Annotated in this window: 13 protein-coding genes, 1 tRNA gene and 1 pseudogene; 3 read left to right on the top strand and 12 right to left on the bottom strand. The window is 64.9% G+C overall.

Annotated elements, in window-relative coordinates; genetic code table 11:
• Nucleotides 1-176: 176 nt before the first annotated feature.
• The 7 genes and pseudogenes from ASF34_RS07095 to ASF34_RS07060 all read right to left on the bottom strand — a co-directional run bounded on the left by ASF34_RS07095 (nt 177) and on the right by ASF34_RS07060 (nt 7,823).
• Nucleotides 177-2,036 carry a DUF1302 domain-containing protein gene (locus ASF34_RS07095; RefSeq protein ID WP_156465657.1) on the bottom strand — a complete coding sequence of 620 codons (1,860 nt, stop codon included), beginning with the start codon at nt 2,034-2,036 and terminating at the stop codon, nt 177-179.
• Nucleotides 2,037-2,403: 367 nt separating this feature from the next.
• Nucleotides 2,404-2,853, bottom strand: a pseudogene (locus ASF34_RS07090) (electron transfer flavoprotein subunit beta/FixA family protein); the annotation flags it as partial.
• Between the two features lie 13 nt (nt 2,854-2,866).
• Nucleotides 2,867-3,624 (bottom strand): IS5 family transposase gene (locus ASF34_RS22095; protein ID WP_156465660.1). Its coding sequence is split into 2 segments (ribosomal slippage): nt 2,867-3,288 and nt 3,288-3,624, totalling 759 coding nucleotides; the frame shifts between segments, so codons are not numbered across the junction.
• A gap of 338 nt (nt 3,625-3,962) precedes the next feature.
• A tRNA-Ser gene (locus ASF34_RS07075) sits at nt 3,963-4,052 on the bottom strand.
• Between the two features lie 389 nt (nt 4,053-4,441).
• Nucleotides 4,442-5,695: a glutamate carboxypeptidase gene (locus tag ASF34_RS07070; protein ID WP_056160108.1), complete on the bottom strand. Its 1,254-nt coding sequence runs from the start codon at nt 5,693-5,695 to the stop codon at nt 4,442-4,444.
• 162 nt (nt 5,696-5,857) lie between these two features.
• Nucleotides 5,858-7,156, bottom strand: a complete 1,299-nt coding sequence (locus ASF34_RS07065; RefSeq protein WP_156465656.1) for a sensor histidine kinase — start codon at nt 7,154-7,156, stop codon at nt 5,858-5,860.
• Between the two features lie 13 nt (nt 7,157-7,169).
• Nucleotides 7,170-7,823, bottom strand: coding sequence for a response regulator transcription factor (locus ASF34_RS07060; protein ID WP_018043741.1), 654 nt, complete (start codon nt 7,821-7,823; stop codon nt 7,170-7,172).
• Nucleotides 7,824-8,208: 385 nt separating this feature from the next.
• On the opposite strand from ASF34_RS07060, the gene ASF34_RS07055 reads away from it, so the two are divergent.
• The 3 genes from ASF34_RS07055 to ASF34_RS07045 all read left to right on the top strand — a co-directional run bounded on the left by ASF34_RS07055 (nt 8,209) and on the right by ASF34_RS07045 (nt 11,242).
• Nucleotides 8,209-9,219, top strand: a complete 1,011-nt coding sequence (locus ASF34_RS07055) for a hypothetical protein (RefSeq protein ID WP_056160104.1) — start codon at nt 8,209-8,211, stop codon at nt 9,217-9,219.
• Between the two features lie 58 nt (nt 9,220-9,277).
• Nucleotides 9,278-9,760: a nucleoside deaminase gene (locus ASF34_RS07050; protein ID WP_018043743.1), complete on the top strand. Its 483-nt coding sequence runs from the start codon at nt 9,278-9,280 to the stop codon at nt 9,758-9,760.
• Between the two features lie 87 nt (nt 9,761-9,847).
• Entirely contained in the window at nt 9,848-11,242 is a 1,395-nt protein-coding gene (locus ASF34_RS07045) for an FAD-binding oxidoreductase (protein WP_056160102.1), read from the top strand.
• 226 nt (nt 11,243-11,468) lie between these two features.
• On the opposite strand, the gene ASF34_RS22700 is transcribed toward ASF34_RS07045, so the two are convergent.
• The 5 genes from ASF34_RS22700 to ASF34_RS07025 all read right to left on the bottom strand — a co-directional run bounded on the left by ASF34_RS22700 (nt 11,469) and on the right by ASF34_RS07025 (nt 14,111).
• Nucleotides 11,469-11,615 (bottom strand): hypothetical protein, encoded by a 147-nt coding sequence (locus tag ASF34_RS22700; protein WP_018043746.1) that lies wholly within the window; start codon nt 11,613-11,615, stop codon nt 11,469-11,471.
• Nucleotides 11,616-11,640: 25 nt separating this feature from the next.
• Entirely contained in the window at nt 11,641-11,916 is a 276-nt protein-coding gene (locus ASF34_RS07040) for a hypothetical protein (RefSeq protein ID WP_244478926.1), read from the bottom strand.
• A 78-nt stretch (nt 11,917-11,994) separates the two neighbouring features.
• Nucleotides 11,995-13,128, bottom strand: a complete 1,134-nt coding sequence (locus tag ASF34_RS07035; protein ID WP_056160099.1) for a hypothetical protein — start codon at nt 13,126-13,128, stop codon at nt 11,995-11,997.
• 117 nt (nt 13,129-13,245) lie between these two features.
• Nucleotides 13,246-13,746 (bottom strand): YidB family protein, encoded by a 501-nt coding sequence (locus ASF34_RS07030; protein ID WP_018043749.1) that lies wholly within the window; start codon nt 13,744-13,746, stop codon nt 13,246-13,248.
• A 161-nt stretch (nt 13,747-13,907) separates the two neighbouring features.
• Entirely contained in the window at nt 13,908-14,111 is a 204-nt protein-coding gene (locus ASF34_RS07025) for a CsbD family protein (protein ID WP_018043750.1), read from the bottom strand.
• Between the last annotated feature and the right edge of the window lie 37 nt (nt 14,112-14,148).

The raw sequence follows: 14,148 nt of genomic DNA, 5'->3' as shown, positions 1-14,148 counted from the left end.
TCGGCATGTTATACCCAGTCTCGATGAAACCTGCCCATAGGCCGGTCTCACCGAGGTCCGACGGACGACCGCCGCCGCGCCGTTGCGTGGGCAGACTTCGATGAGTCCGGCTCTTCGAGGACTGGTATTACTGAGTCGGGTTTTGGTCCGGAAGTCGCGGGGAGCCACAACATGAGTTAGAATCGGTAGGATAACGACGTGAGTACGTAATCCCTGTCGGACAGAAGGTCCGCACGGCTGGACCTGGTGATATTGCTGACATAGGTAAGGCTTGCGGTTAAGCGCTCATTGATCGCGGCGTCAACATTGAGCCGGATGCGCATCGTCCGTTCGAGAAAGAGCGGCAACGGCACTGGCGAAAAGCCGGCCACGTCGTGTTGGAACGCCAGAGCAGGTGCGATGCTTCGGAGGCCGAGGAGGTCCTTGAACACAAGTCGGGTCAATAGACGATAACCGCCGGAGAAGGGGTCGGCTGTTCCATTCGCCGTGCCAGCCCTCGGGGAGCTCGGAGAGTCGAGAAGAAGTATCTGCGGGTTATAATCATGAACGTACATTCCGCCGAACTCGGCCCCCGCAAACCACTCGGATGCCCCTAAGATGGGAGGCAGCGTCTGGACGACGCCGATGCCGAATTGCGATACATCATGATAGTCGGCGCCACTCACGAACTGACCAAGGAAACCTGCGGCATTTGCGGCAGTGATTCCGCCGGCGCGACTGATCACCTGATTTGAGTTGGCTCTTGCCAGCACCTGTTGGCAGGGAGTGGACGCCGAGGCATTGGAGCAGGCGCCGATGACGGCTGCGGGCAGTTGGAAGGCTCCGATGAGTTGTGCGTCGTCGACTTGCACGGGCTGGCCGAGGCGAATGCTATACTCGGCTTTGATCTGCGTCGTCGACGTCAGGCTAGCCCTGAAGGCTGCGCCGAGCATCCCGACACCAGATCGATAATCGCGGATATACTGACCACCGGCATCGTAGTTCGCGGCCGTCATACGCAGAAGATCCGACTGTGTACCTCTAAGCGCGCTGGTCACGCCGCCCATATCCGTGAACCGCGCAGCCAGTAGCGATACGCTCGCTTTGAGGGGGCCGCCGAAATCGGGTGACCGGATATTGATGCCGAATTGGCCGGCCGTACTCTCGACCCGGTCCCGGCCTCTAACCAGGCCGGAGCCAAGAGGAGTTGCCGGCGTAATGATGGAATTTGGCCCGTCGGGCGCGAGCGCCGACAGACTGAGAAAGCGGCTACCAGGACAGGTATAGTCGTTTGTCTCGAGGAAGAAACCGCAGGGTATAGACTCGTCGGGCGCGAAGTCGAGCTTGTAGAAAGCTTCAAAGCCCCCCGTTCCAGGGCCCCCCATCGCTGCGGTAATCATCGGCACCGCCTTGAGCGAATCGGCCAGACCGGCGCCCGGAAGGAAGATTCGGCTGAAGACCTGTGGATTCGTAACCTGTGCTCCGAACGAGAAGGACGTTTCGTTCCAGCGCAAGATCTGGTTGCCGGCTCGCAGGCGTACTGCTCCGATATCTGTGGCGACCTTCGCGCCGACCCACGCATCGTTGAGGTAACCACCTAAGCTCAACTGCCGATCGACCGTCCCCGCGACATAGGATCGGTCTCGGCTGTTAAGCCCATTCGCGAAGTACACGCCGTCGACCAAAGCTTCGAAAGGACCGTGCGACCACGCGATGCTGCCCCTTCCCCGCAAACCTCCGAGCACCAGACCTTGATCGAAATTAAGGTTGCCGTTGTCCCAGTTCGAACTGGTTCCCGTGCCGCCGTTGGCAATCCCAAGAAGGCTGAAGTCGCGAGGTTGTGTCCGCCACAAACTGCCTAGCGACATCGTGTTGTTGAACACGAAGCCCTCGGCCGCGAATGTTGGAGGAGCAGCAGTGCCCGAGTTGGGTGTGCCTGGAAGGACTTTCGCGTCGGACGGTGCCGGATTCACCTGTAGTCGGGACTGGGCCTGCGCCGTGCCTATAGCGCCGAGACCGGCAGCGACAGCTGCCCAAAGATAGTGACGATGTTTCACGGCTGATCCGCCTCCGAGATTCGAATCGGTGCTGAATTAATGGAGTCGATGTTTGTCATAATTCCAGTCTATAAATAATATTATTTTGATTAATTAAATGTAAATAAATGTAATTCCTAATTTTTTAATACAAATTTAATAATTTAATGAGCATATATAGCTATTAATACAAATCCTCAAAGTGTTAATGCACTATATATTTCATAGTAAGGCACATATATCAGATTAATATCAAATATCAATGGGCTTTGATGTGATCGATTGACGGAAATGTCGACCTCCCATGGGTCGACACGCGAACAGGCCATGCGCTGCCCAGCGGCTGTTCCGGTCTGCCAAGTCGGCTCAGGACGAAGGCTGGCCGGGTTCAGATGACGCCAGTCTCGATCCTGAGCTTGCGTACAAGCTCCGCCGCCGATCCGGCCTTTACGTCGGCAGAGCGTTCTGGAGGCACCGCTGTCTTGAGCACCTTCAGTCGCGGGGTCACGTCCACGCCGAGAACCTCCGGGCTCAACTCATCGAGTGGTTTCTTCTTGGCCTTCATAATGTTCGGTAGCGAGGCGTAGCGCGGCTCATTGAGGCGCAGATCGGTGGTGACGATCACCGGTAGTTTGAGGTTCACGGTCTGAAGGCCGCCATCGACCTCGCGGGTCACATCGACGCTCCCGATCTGGGCTTCGACCCGGTATGCGAAGGTGCCCTGCGGCCAACCGAGCAGCGCGGCCAGCATCTGCCCAGTTTGATTTGAGTCGTCATCAATCGCCTGCTTGCCCAGGATCACGAACTGCGGCGTCTCCTTTTCAACGACGGCCTTTAGGGTCTGGACTCAATCAGCACCAGAAGGCGATGACAGCGGCGAGTGCGACGGCGGAGGCATAGTTGCGGGCCGGCTTGTCGTATCGGGTGGCGATACGACGGAAGTCTTTGAGGCGGCAGAAGGTGGCCTCGACGCGCCAGCGCTCGCGATAGCGGCGCTTGTCGTGGCGGATCTTGCGTTTGCGGCTGCGTTTGCCTGGAATGACGGGGGTGATGCCCTTCTCCCGCAGATCGGCGCGCAGCCAGTCGGCGTCGTAGCCCTTGTCGGCGGTCAGGCGGCGGATAAGGCCTGGGGCCTTGGCCAGCACGTCCGGGGCTGTACGGACGTCGCTGGCGTTGCCGGATGTCAGCAGGAGGACGCCGGGGCGTCCGAGGACATCGGTGAGGGCGTGGATCTTGGTCGTCCGGCCCCCACGCGACGGGCCGATGGCCTGCGCTTTGCCCCCCCTTTACCGCCGTGGGCGGAGCGATGCGCTTTGACGTAAGTGCTGTCGATGGCTGCCGCTTCGCCCGACCACCCGGCCTTGGCCAAGGCGGCCAGCATCGCTCGCCAGAACCCGCGCCGAGACCACCGGTTGAAGCGATTGTAGACCGTGGTGCGTGGACCGTACTCCGCCGGGCAATCCTGCCAGCGGCAGCCTGAGGTGAGCACATGCAGCATGCCCGAGATGATCTTCCGGTCGTCCTTGCGCTCGGGGCCGGGTTGGTTGACCGGCATGAACGGCCCGATCACCGCCCACTGCTCATCCGAAAGCCGGAACAGGTCCGCCATCATCGCCTCCATGCTGAAAACCGCGGACGTGAATCACAAAACTGCAGCCGCAGCAATATCTTGGTTCGGTTCAGACCCTAGTCACCGCGTGCGTTAAGCGGTTGCCCGTTATTCGAATGCAACCACTTGACCGGGGATCAGTACCTCTGGGCAAAAAGGGCGCGTTGGTCATAACGCTGCCATGCACTCAAGCGCTCGGCCTCGCGCTCGTGAGGCGAAGTCCAACGAGATCCAGCTTTAGCCGACACAACCCGATATAAAATGTGGGTTATATTGAGGGCGAAAATCCAACTTTAAACGATATTTGCTAAAATAATCAGTGACTTAACAAAGAAATCTGGCGGAAGGGGTGGGATTCGAACCCACGGTGGAGTTGCCCCCACGGCGGTTTTCAAGACCGCTGCCTTAAACCACTCGGCCACCCTTCCAAGCTGGTGCAAAGGCTGAATAATTTGCCTTTGCGGATGCTTGGGTTTCTCGCCCTTGCTACCGGATCGCGACCCGATCGTCCGGCCGCCTTGTCTATGGCGGCACGCAGGGCAGCGTCAACCTTCGCGGCCCCACATACAAGGCAGCGAGTCCGGGGTTAACGGAAAGCGATCATGAGCGCCTCACACCACGCCCGGTCACCGTCGGTTCTCGCTCACGGCAGACGGGGAAGCGGGAGTTGTGTGAGAGACACTCGGCGAACGGCGGAGGTGGGCGTCGCGCCCTCTATCGGCAGCCAAGCAGGCTCTTCGATGTAGCGCGGGCGTCTATAGCAGAACCGGGACCATGTCGGCGATACCTGCTCGGGACGACGCCCTGGCCGGGCCGATCAACGGCCCGTGTCCTGCGCCGCCTCCATCACGAGGCGGGTCGCGAGGTAGAGCCGCGGCGTGATGCTGGCGAGGACCGCGAACTCATCGGTGCTGTGATAGTGGCCGCCGACGATGCCGAGCGACTCGAGGATGGCGGGTTTTGCCGGGCTGTCGGGCTGGAAGGCGTAGCCCGAATCGGTGCCGCCGCCGATCTCGGCCAGCGCGAGGCCCGCCCCCAGTTCGGCGTAGATCGCCTTCGCGCGGTCGCCGAGCGACGTCGATGCCGGATTGCGCGGCAGCGGCGGACGGCCTCTGGCGAGATCGAAGGTCACCTGCGTGTCGGGAACGCGATGCGCACCGACGATCCTGCGGGCCTCCGTTAGGATGCGGTCGTACTCGCTCGGCACGAAGTAGCGCATGTCGCCCTCCGCCTTGGCGGTCTCGGGGATGATGTTCGGCTTGGTGCCCCCCTGGATCATGGTCCAATGCAGGCTGGTCCCCTTGCTCGGGTCACCGAGGTCCTGCAGTTGAAGGATCTGGTGGGCGAGTTCGACCACCGCGTTGCGCCCGGCTTCCGGCGCGCCCCCGGCATGGGACGCGCGTCCCTTCACCGTCAGGCTCGCGTAGTTGATGCCCTTGGTCGCCACCGTGACGGCATCGACGCCGGCCTCGGCGAAGGAAGGCTCGAAGGACAGGACCACATCCTGCTCGCGGGCGATCCTGGCGATCTCGTCGCGTGACCCGCGCGAGCCGCGCTCCTCGTCCGGATTGAACACCACCGTGAGGGTGCCGTAGCCGTCGAACCGCAATGTCTCCAACGCGCTGAGGACATGCAGGATCATCGCCACGCCGCCCTTGGCATCGGCAACGCCCGGTCCGTAGGCGCGGCCGTCGCGCTCGGTATAGGGGCGCTTGGCCGCGTCGCCCGTGCCGAACACGGTGTCGTAATGGACCAGGAGCAGGATCTTGCGCGTGCCCGTGCCGGATCGCGTGCCGATGAGGGTGTTGCCGCCGAAGGCGGGGGCGGTCCGGGTGCTCACGGTCAGCCCCGACGCTTCGAGGCGCTTCGTCAGGACCGCCTCGACCTTGGAAAGGCCGGGCACATCGCCGGTTCCGGTGTCGACGTCGACGAGCCCCTTCAGGGTCTCGCGATACGGGCCATTCTGGGCCTCGGCCGCTTCCAGAACGGCCTTGTCCGGCGCGGACAGGGCCGGAAGCGGCGCCAGGGCCGCGAGCAGCGTGAGGGCGAGCGAGGAGGCGATCGTGCGCATGGAGATCCTGGTCGTCGGCGGCCGACGCGGCACGTCATGCCGCACGCGCCGGGTCCGCGTTCCTCGGGGATGGCGTATCATTGCTCGCAAAACGCCGACGCATCAATTCGCTGGGCAGGATCGATCCGCTCGCCCTCGATGGGGAGCAGGGCATCGGGCGCTCTACGTCTCGGTCCCGCCCGCGGACAGTGTCACTACAAAAACCGCGCCCCCATCCGTCGCGGGCTCACAGCGCACCGCGGCCCCCATGCGGTCGGCGAGGGTCGCGACGATGAACAGGCCCATGCCCGTGCTCGGCGCCCCTTCGGAGCGTGCCCCGGCGGCCTGATGGAATTTCTTGAACAGGAGAGCGTACCCGGCCGGATCGATGCCCGGTCCGCGATCCCGGACCTCGATCGCCACGGACCCGCCATCCCGCGCGGCGCCGATCGTCAGGATGCCGCCCGTCGGGCTGAACCGGACGCCGTTGCTGAGGAGGTTGTCGAGGATTTGCGAGAGGGCGCCCGAATCGAGGGTGGCGATCAACGGCCGTTCCGGCAGATCCACCTCGATCCGGACGTCGGCCGATTGGGCGAGGGGCTGGATCCGGTCGACGGCGGCGAGGACATGCCCGCGCACATCCTCGTTCGCGAGGCGCGCGAGCGGCCGATGCTCGGCGGCGTGCGCCTCGAGCAGACGCGTGGCGAGACCCAGCATCGCGTCGATGCTCGCTTTCGCCTCTCGCAGCACCACGAGCGGCAGTTCCGGCTCCCGCGGCGCGCGCCGGACGGCGAGGTCGAACAGGTTGCGCAGGCCGTAGAGGGGACTGCGCAGGTCGTGCGCGGTGATCGCCATCAGGGTGTCGAGTTCGCTGTTCCTTTCCGTCAGCCGATCGTTCTGGAGACGGATCGTCCGCTTCTGCTCGTAATCGCTGCGCCGTCCGGAATGGATCAGCGCCGCGGCCACGACGGCGATCACCGAGACGATGGCGGCATTGACGATGGCGACGACCTGCTCGGCGGGAAAGGTCGCCGTGGCGAGCACGATCCAGCAATAGCTCACCAGCAGCGGGATCAGGGCCAGCGCGAAAGCCCGGGGCGGCAGCACGAACAGCAGGGTCAGGGACAGGAGCATCATCGGATATCCGCTGGTCAGCCGTCCCTTGGCGCCCATCGCGGCGATCGCCCCTTGGGTGTCGAGCAGGGTCAGGACCAGAAAGACCGCGACGAAGCCGCGCCGGAGCCACGGTCCGCCGCCGCGCCGCAACGCCAGCGAGGCGAGGAGGAAGGCGAACGCCAGCACGATTTCCACGACGATCTGAACGGTCCTGAGTCCGGTGGCGAACTCGATCGCCTTGGTGAACAGCCCCAGCATGCAGGCGATCTCGACCCGTCGGATATTGACGAGGGTCAGCACCTCTCCGAACGTCATGCCGGCCTGTTCGGCAGGGGTCACATCCCAGCGGGCCAGCCAGCTCTTCATGACGGACTGTCCTTCATGACGGATCGAGACGCCCCGCGACGTGATCCGCCGCATGGCGTTCGAGCATCCTGACGCTGTCCAGCCCGAGCTTGATCTTCAGGCGCTCCCTATAGGTGCCGACCGTCTTCACGCTCAATCCCAATTCCTTGGCCAGCGATTGCAGCGTCGCACCGCTGCCGATCAGCCGGAGCACCTGCAGTTCGCGGCCGGACAGGTCGCCGATCTCCGTCCGACGGTCGCGTCGCCGCGCGAGATCGCGCATCAACAGCTGCTGCACCGGCTCGCTGACATGGATGGCGCCCGCCATCACCCGGTCGAGGGCCACGGCGACGGTTTCGAGCGGCTCGGATTTGGCGACATAGCCATGCGCGCCGGCATAGATCACATGCGGACCCCAGACCGTCTCGTCGCGGCTGGAATAGACGACGATCCTGGCGGCCGGCAGCATGGCGCGCAGATCCTCGATCAGCGCGAGGCCGTCGCCGTCTCCCATGATCAGGTCGGTGATGATGACGTCGGGCTGCAGCCGCTCGGCCTCGAGGCAGGCCGCCTGCGCCGATCGGGCTTCTCCGCACACGTGGAAACGGCCGTCGCCACGCAGCAGCAGCTTCAGGCCCGCCAGCACGATCGGGTGGTCGTCGACGATCAGCAGCCGAAAGAAGGACATGTCTACCCCGAGCGAGCCGGCCAACCAGGGTAGTGTTCCATAAAATCCGTGCCGCTGCTGTCGGTCATCGACCTACAGCAGCCTCCGGCAAATGCCCATCGCTCGCGATCATGAACAGCGAGCCTTCGAACAGGGATCGAAACGCTGAGGACAGCCGGACAAGGCGGCATGGATTGCAGACCAGCCGTTTACCATCACGGCGATCATGCTCGTCTCGCCAATAAATCAGAACCGACGCGGCGTAGTCCGTTTACAGTTCTGGGCGTAGCTGACGATGTGCCTTCGAAAGAGGCGTGAGGATCGAAGTCTTGTAGGTCATCGACCTACAGGGCGGCCTCATGGGTGGCGTATTCTGGAAGCTGCCAATGGAAGGGCTTCGTCGACGATGTTCGAAACGGGTGCGATCGATGTCTCGAATGCAGGCGAAGCTCCGGGCTCCCGCCGGGATTCGTCGCGTTCGATAAAAGTCGGGGCGACGAAAGCCGTCGCGACGAAGCTCACCGTGCCGCCCGGCATGGAGGCGCGCTTCGCCGCGTGGCAGGCCGAGTTCACCCGGGTCGTCTCGGCCTCTCACGACTTCGTCAGCCTGGAGATCATCCCCGCCTTCTCCGGCTCGTCCGAATGGCAGATCATCCAACGGTTCCGCTCGCCCGAAGCGTTGACCCGATGGATCGAGGACGAGGCGCGCACCGCCCTCCTCGCCGACCTCGCGGCCCTGGAGGGCGACGGCAAGACGTCCCGTGCCGACGAGGCGGCACCGGATTACCATTCGACGACCACCGTCACGGAGGTCATCACGACCATCGTGAAGGCGGGGCAGGAGGAGGCGTTCCGGCGTTGGGCCGAGCGCATCCAGCAGGTCCAGGCCCGCTTTCCCGGATACATGGGCACCCTCGTCCAGGCGCCCCTGTCGTCGGACGTCCCCTACTGGACCACGCTGGTGCGCTTCGAAGGCCCGGCCTTCCTCGATGCCTGGCTGCAATCGGCGGAGAGGAAGGCCATCCTGGCCGAATCGACGCCTCAGGTCTCGACCTGGCAGAGCCACCGGATGAGCAACCCGTTCGCCGGGTGGTTCGCCAACGAGCAGCGTCTCGCTCCGCCTCCGGCCTGGAAGCAGACCTGTCTCGTCCTGCTCGTCCTGTTTCCCGTCGTCATGCTGGAAATCCGCTTCCTCAGCCCCCTGCTGAACGGGTTGCCCCTGGCCGCGTCCACCTTCATCGGCAATGCCATCAGCGTCTCGCTGGTGTCGTGGCCCCTGATGGCGGTCGCGATCTTCGGCCTGGGCTGGTGGCTGAAACCGGATCCGCAGAAGCGCTGGCGTACGGAATCACTGGGCGTGACGATTCTGGCCGTCCTCTACGGGCTCGAAATGTTCTTGTTCTCCCACCTGTTTTAACAATTCATCGATACCCGTGACAGCATCAGCTGACCACACCTAACGAGAAAGACTGGAAATGGCTCACGACCACACTGATTTCATGGCTCGGGCAATCGCCTTGTCGGAGAAAACCTCACTGGTCGAGAGCGCCGGCGGCGTCTTCGGCTGCGTCATCGTTCAGGACGGCGAGATCATCGCCGAGGGCGCCAACCGCGTCGTCGCGGAAAACGATCCGACCTGGCACGGCGAGATCGAGGCCATCCGCAAGGCCTGCAAGTCGCAAGGGACGTTCAAGCTCCGCGACGCGACGCTCTACACCAGCGCCGAGCCCTGCCCGATGTGTATGGCGGCCGCCTACTGGGCCGGCATCAAGCGCGTGTACTACGCCGCCCAGGTCGAAGACGCATTGGAATACGGCGGCTTCGACGACAGCATGATCTATGCCGAGCTCAAGAAGGATGTCTCCGAGCGTTCCATTCCGACAACGCAGATCATGCGCACGGAAGCCGTGGAGGTCTGGAAGAAGTATGCCCAGAAGGCGGACCGGGTTCCTTACTGAACCGACGGCTCGGATTCCACCTGAAGCAAGATCTCCCGCCCGGATCGTTGTCGTCCGGGCGGTCCCTCCGTCCTACTGCGTGACGCCATGAACATCGACGGTCTGAGGGATGCCTGCAAAGGCGAGGTCTTCACTGCGGGTGATCCGCAATTCCTCGAGGCGATTCACGGGAATCTCTGGAACAGGCTGATCCCGGATCGCGCCCCCGAGGCGATCGTGAAGGCCTTGGACGAGGACGACGTCGTCGCGGCCGTGCGGTTCGCCCGCGCGAGCGGGCTGAAGGTCGTCGTGCGCGGAGGCGGCCACAACTGGTGCCAGCCGAGCCTGCGTCACGGCGGCATCCTGATCGATCTCTCGCAACTCACGCAGATCGTCTCCGTCGATGCGGATAACCTGAAGGCGGTGATTCAGCCGATCGTCAGCAACCGTGACATCCAGAAGGCGCTGAATCCCCTCGGGCTGGCCTTCCCGACCGGCCATTGCCCTCAGGTGAAAGCCAGCGGCTATCTGCTCGGCGGCGGCATGGCCTGGAACCCCACCGTCTGGGGCTCCGGAGCGGAGAGCGTCGAGGCCATCGAACTCGTCACCGCCCAGGGCGACCTGATCACGGCGAGCGCGACGCAGAACACGGACTTCTTCTGGGCCGCCCGAGGGGCGGGGTCCGGATTCTTCGGTGTCGTGACGAAGTACCATCTCAAGCTTCATCCGCTGCCGAAAGCCATGCATGGCAGCACCTCTTACTATCGCCTCGCGGACGCTCCGGCGATCGGGACCTGGCTCGGCAAGCTGGCCCCCGGCATTTCCCCCTCGGTCGAGTTGAGCCTGTTCGTCGTGCAGGCTCCGCCGGAGTTGAGAGAAGAGGCCGCCGCCGAGAACGGCTGGCTCTGCATGGTGACGGCCACGGCGTTCGAAGACACGCCGGACGCCGCGAGGACTGCATTGCAGGTGCTGGAGCGCTCTCCGATCACACCCCTTTCATCGTCCTTCGCGACACCGCTCACCTTCGAGCAGCTCTTCGACGCGTCGGGATCCTTCTGGCCGGAAGGCGCCCGCTCGCGCGTGGAAGCGACCTATTCCGATCACAGTCCGGGAGAGCTGGTCCAGGCCATCCTGCCCCTGCTGCCCGATGCGCCGTCCGCGACCTCCGTCTTCCTGCTGACCATCTTCTGCGGCCCGGATGTCCCGGCCGCGCAGAAGGACATGGCCTATTCCGTCTCCGCCAAGGTCTATGGCGGCCCATGGACCATGTGGTGGAAGGCCGAGGACGACGCCGCCAACACCGAGTGGCATCGCCGGATCACGACGACGCTGCGCCCCTACAATACGGGTTACTATATCGGCGAGACGAATACGGTCGAGCAGCCCGCGAACGTCCCACAGGCCTTCACGCCCGAGAAATGGGAACGATTGTGTGCGCTGAGACGCAAGCACGATCCGGAAGGCGTGTTTTTCGATTATTTCGACGCACTCGGCGACGAATGAAGCACGTCGCTCGAGACGTCCGAACCGTCCTCGATGCCCTCCCCCGCGGCCCGACCTTCACAAGGGCCGACCGCCGAAGTCACCGACACTCTCGTTCCGTCAGCGCGGCTATGAGCTCGCCAGCATGCTCGTCGATTGAAGGACGACGATGGCGAGCGTGACGACGGCCGCGGCGGCCAGGACATAGGTGACGGTCTTGGTGAACGTGGTCATGGGTGCATTCTCCTCAGCCGCGCTTCTCGTCCCGCACGGCATCGTCGATGTCTTCGCTCGGCAGCACGGAAACCTGGCCGGGACAGATCAGGTCCGAATCGCGGATCTGGTCCTGGTTGGCGTCGCCGATCGCGGTGTACCGGCCGCCGGCCAAGCGCATCCACCTGCCTTCCTCATCCGGTGAGTCAGTCGTCGGCCTCGCTGGAGGATCCGCCGCGGGAGCGTTCGTAGGCGGCGATGGCCCGTGAACATCCCTCCGACAGATTCGGGCGATTGCGCTTGAAGCAGGCCTTCACCTCGGGGCCACCCGGTTTCATGCCGGCGCACAGGCGAAGGTAATCGCCACCGCAATTCGCCCGGAGGGTCTCCATCTCGGGCCCCTCCTGCGCCACGGATGGCCGGGAGACGTGCGGGGCTCCCACGAGAGCGAGTGCCGTGAGGGTGAGGATACGGAGCTTCATCGCGAGATCTTTGCGTGCGGTGGGGCCGGATGGGCGACCCACGCGAGCGAGCGGCCGCCCGCGTGGGTCGAAATCGCCTCAGCGAGCCGGCTGGCTCGGCGCGGGGGCAGGCGGGGCGGCGAGTTGCTGGCGGATTTCCGCGAGCTTCGCCTGGGCGGTGCTCAGGTCCTGCCGGGCGGAAGCCAGACGCTCGTCGAGGGAAGCGGCCTCCTTGTTGCGGGTGGCCAGGGTCTCGGTGAGCGTGGCCAATTCTCCCTGCGCCTCGGTCTGGCGCTTGCGGAGGGCATCGAGGGCGCTGGCGCCGGCATCGCGGTCGGCGGAGAGCGTCTGCAAGGCCTGCTCGGCCTGACCACGCTCGGAGACGACGCGGTCACGCTGCGCCTGGGCCTCGGCGAGCTCCTTGCGGACGTTCTCCAGGGCGTCGCGGGCCTGCTGGGCGTCGCGGTTGGCGAGGTCGATCTCGGACGTGAGCTTGTCCTTGCCGACGGTCAACGCGGCGACGGCCTGATCGGTGTCCGTGCGCTGCCGGGTGGCCTGCTCGGTCGCGGCCCGCGCGTCGGCCAACTCCTTCTGGGCGGCGGCGGCGGCCTCGCGGGCGTTCTGCTGACGTTCCTCGGCCTTGGCGAGGTCGGCGGTCTTGGCCGTCGCCTCCTGGGTCATGGTCGCGAGATCGGCACGAAGCTTGGCCTCCTGCACCCGGGCGTCCTCGAGGCGGCGTCCCACCTCGGCGAGATCCCGGGCACGGTCGACGGCGGATGTCTCCGCGCCGGTGATGGCCTCCTGCAGGGGCGCCAGCTTCCCCTCGGCCTGCGCGACCTGGCTCTGCAGTTCGGTGAGCTTCCGGGTCTCGGCCTCGGCCGCCTTCCTCGCCTCGGCCGTCTTGGTCTCGGCCGCCTGCTGCTCCTGGGTCAGGGTCGCGGCACGGGACTTCGCCTGCTCGGCAGCCTGGCTCGCCTGTTGGTCCTGCTGCTGGGCGGTGGCGATCCTGGCCTGGAGGGCGGTCAGGGTACCGGCGGTCGAGACCTGCCGCTCGAGGTCGGCGCGGAGCGCCGTCTGCTGGGTCTGCAGGTCCTCGATGCGGTGGTCCCGGGCGCTGCGCTGGCGCGCGCCCGCGATGGAGGCGACGATGAGCCAGACCAGCAGGATTGCGGCCACGACCGCGAGGCTGAAGGGCAAGGGGCGGCGCAGTTCCGAGCGGTAGTCGATGGCCATGGGGGTCTCGCGAGCGTCGGGGGAAGGCTGTGGATCGAACCCCGGCGCGGGCTCGCCCGGAATCGTGTGGGGCCGGCGCCCGGTGGCACCGGCCTCGTGTCGTGTCGTGTCGTGTCGTCAGGCCGGCCTGCGGCTGTCGGCAGCGTAGCGGTCGATGGCCGAGGGCAGCTCGCGGGAGAGGCGGGACAGGAGCGCGGCGCGGCTCAGGCCGGTCTGCTGGGTGAGATGGTCGAGGGTGTCCGGGCCGATGGCACGTTCGAGGTCCGCCTCTGGAATGTCGCGGTTGGCGCCCTGGTTGACCCAGGAATTCGCCGTCTCGCCATGGCCGCCCTTGGTGAAGTGATCGACGAGCTCGCTCAGGCCGCTGGCGATCAGCCCACCCACGCCGGCGGTGCCGAGGCCGCCCAGAAGGCCGCCGAGGTTGCCGAAGCCACCCGTGGCTCCGGTGTTCGATCCGGTGCTCGGGATCGGTGGGACGGTGCCATGGTTCGGGCTCAGGGAGGGGGTCGACGGGGCGTCGTGACCCTTCAGGAGCTCGGCGAGCTTGTCGCGGTTCTGGTAGCCGGCCACGGCCAGCAGGCCCAGCAGCGCGGTCATCGAGGGGTAACCCTTGCTCATCGGTCGTCCTTGTGGGTGGGAAGGTGGAGGAGTTGACCGCCGCGTGGGCAACGGTGAGGTCTGACCCGGCATGGGAGCCGGGCCAGGGCGACGGCCATCATGCGATGACCGAATGGCGGTCCTGGACGGCGGGTCGGCGTGGGACGGTCAGCGGTGGTGGATCACCGCTTGCCGGTGACCTTGTCGACGACCGAGGCCACACCGTCCTTGGCCTCGCCGACGGTGCGCTGGGCCTCGCCCTTGAGTTCCTGGGCCTTGCCCTCGGCGACGAGCTTGTCGTTGCCGGTGACYTTGCCGACACCYTCCTTGAGGTTGCCGACGGCTTCGTTGGCGAGACCCTTCAGCTTGTCCGTGGTGCTGCTCATGGGATGGCTCCTTGGGTTCGGGGTGATCGTCGAAAGG

Source organism: Methylobacterium sp. Leaf106 (assembly GCF_001422895.1).
Lineage (GTDB): Bacteria > Pseudomonadota > Alphaproteobacteria > Rhizobiales > Beijerinckiaceae > Methylobacterium > Methylobacterium bullatum.
The sequence above is the reverse complement of the archived record's forward strand: the minus strand, read 5'-3'. Positions and strand labels throughout refer to the sequence as shown.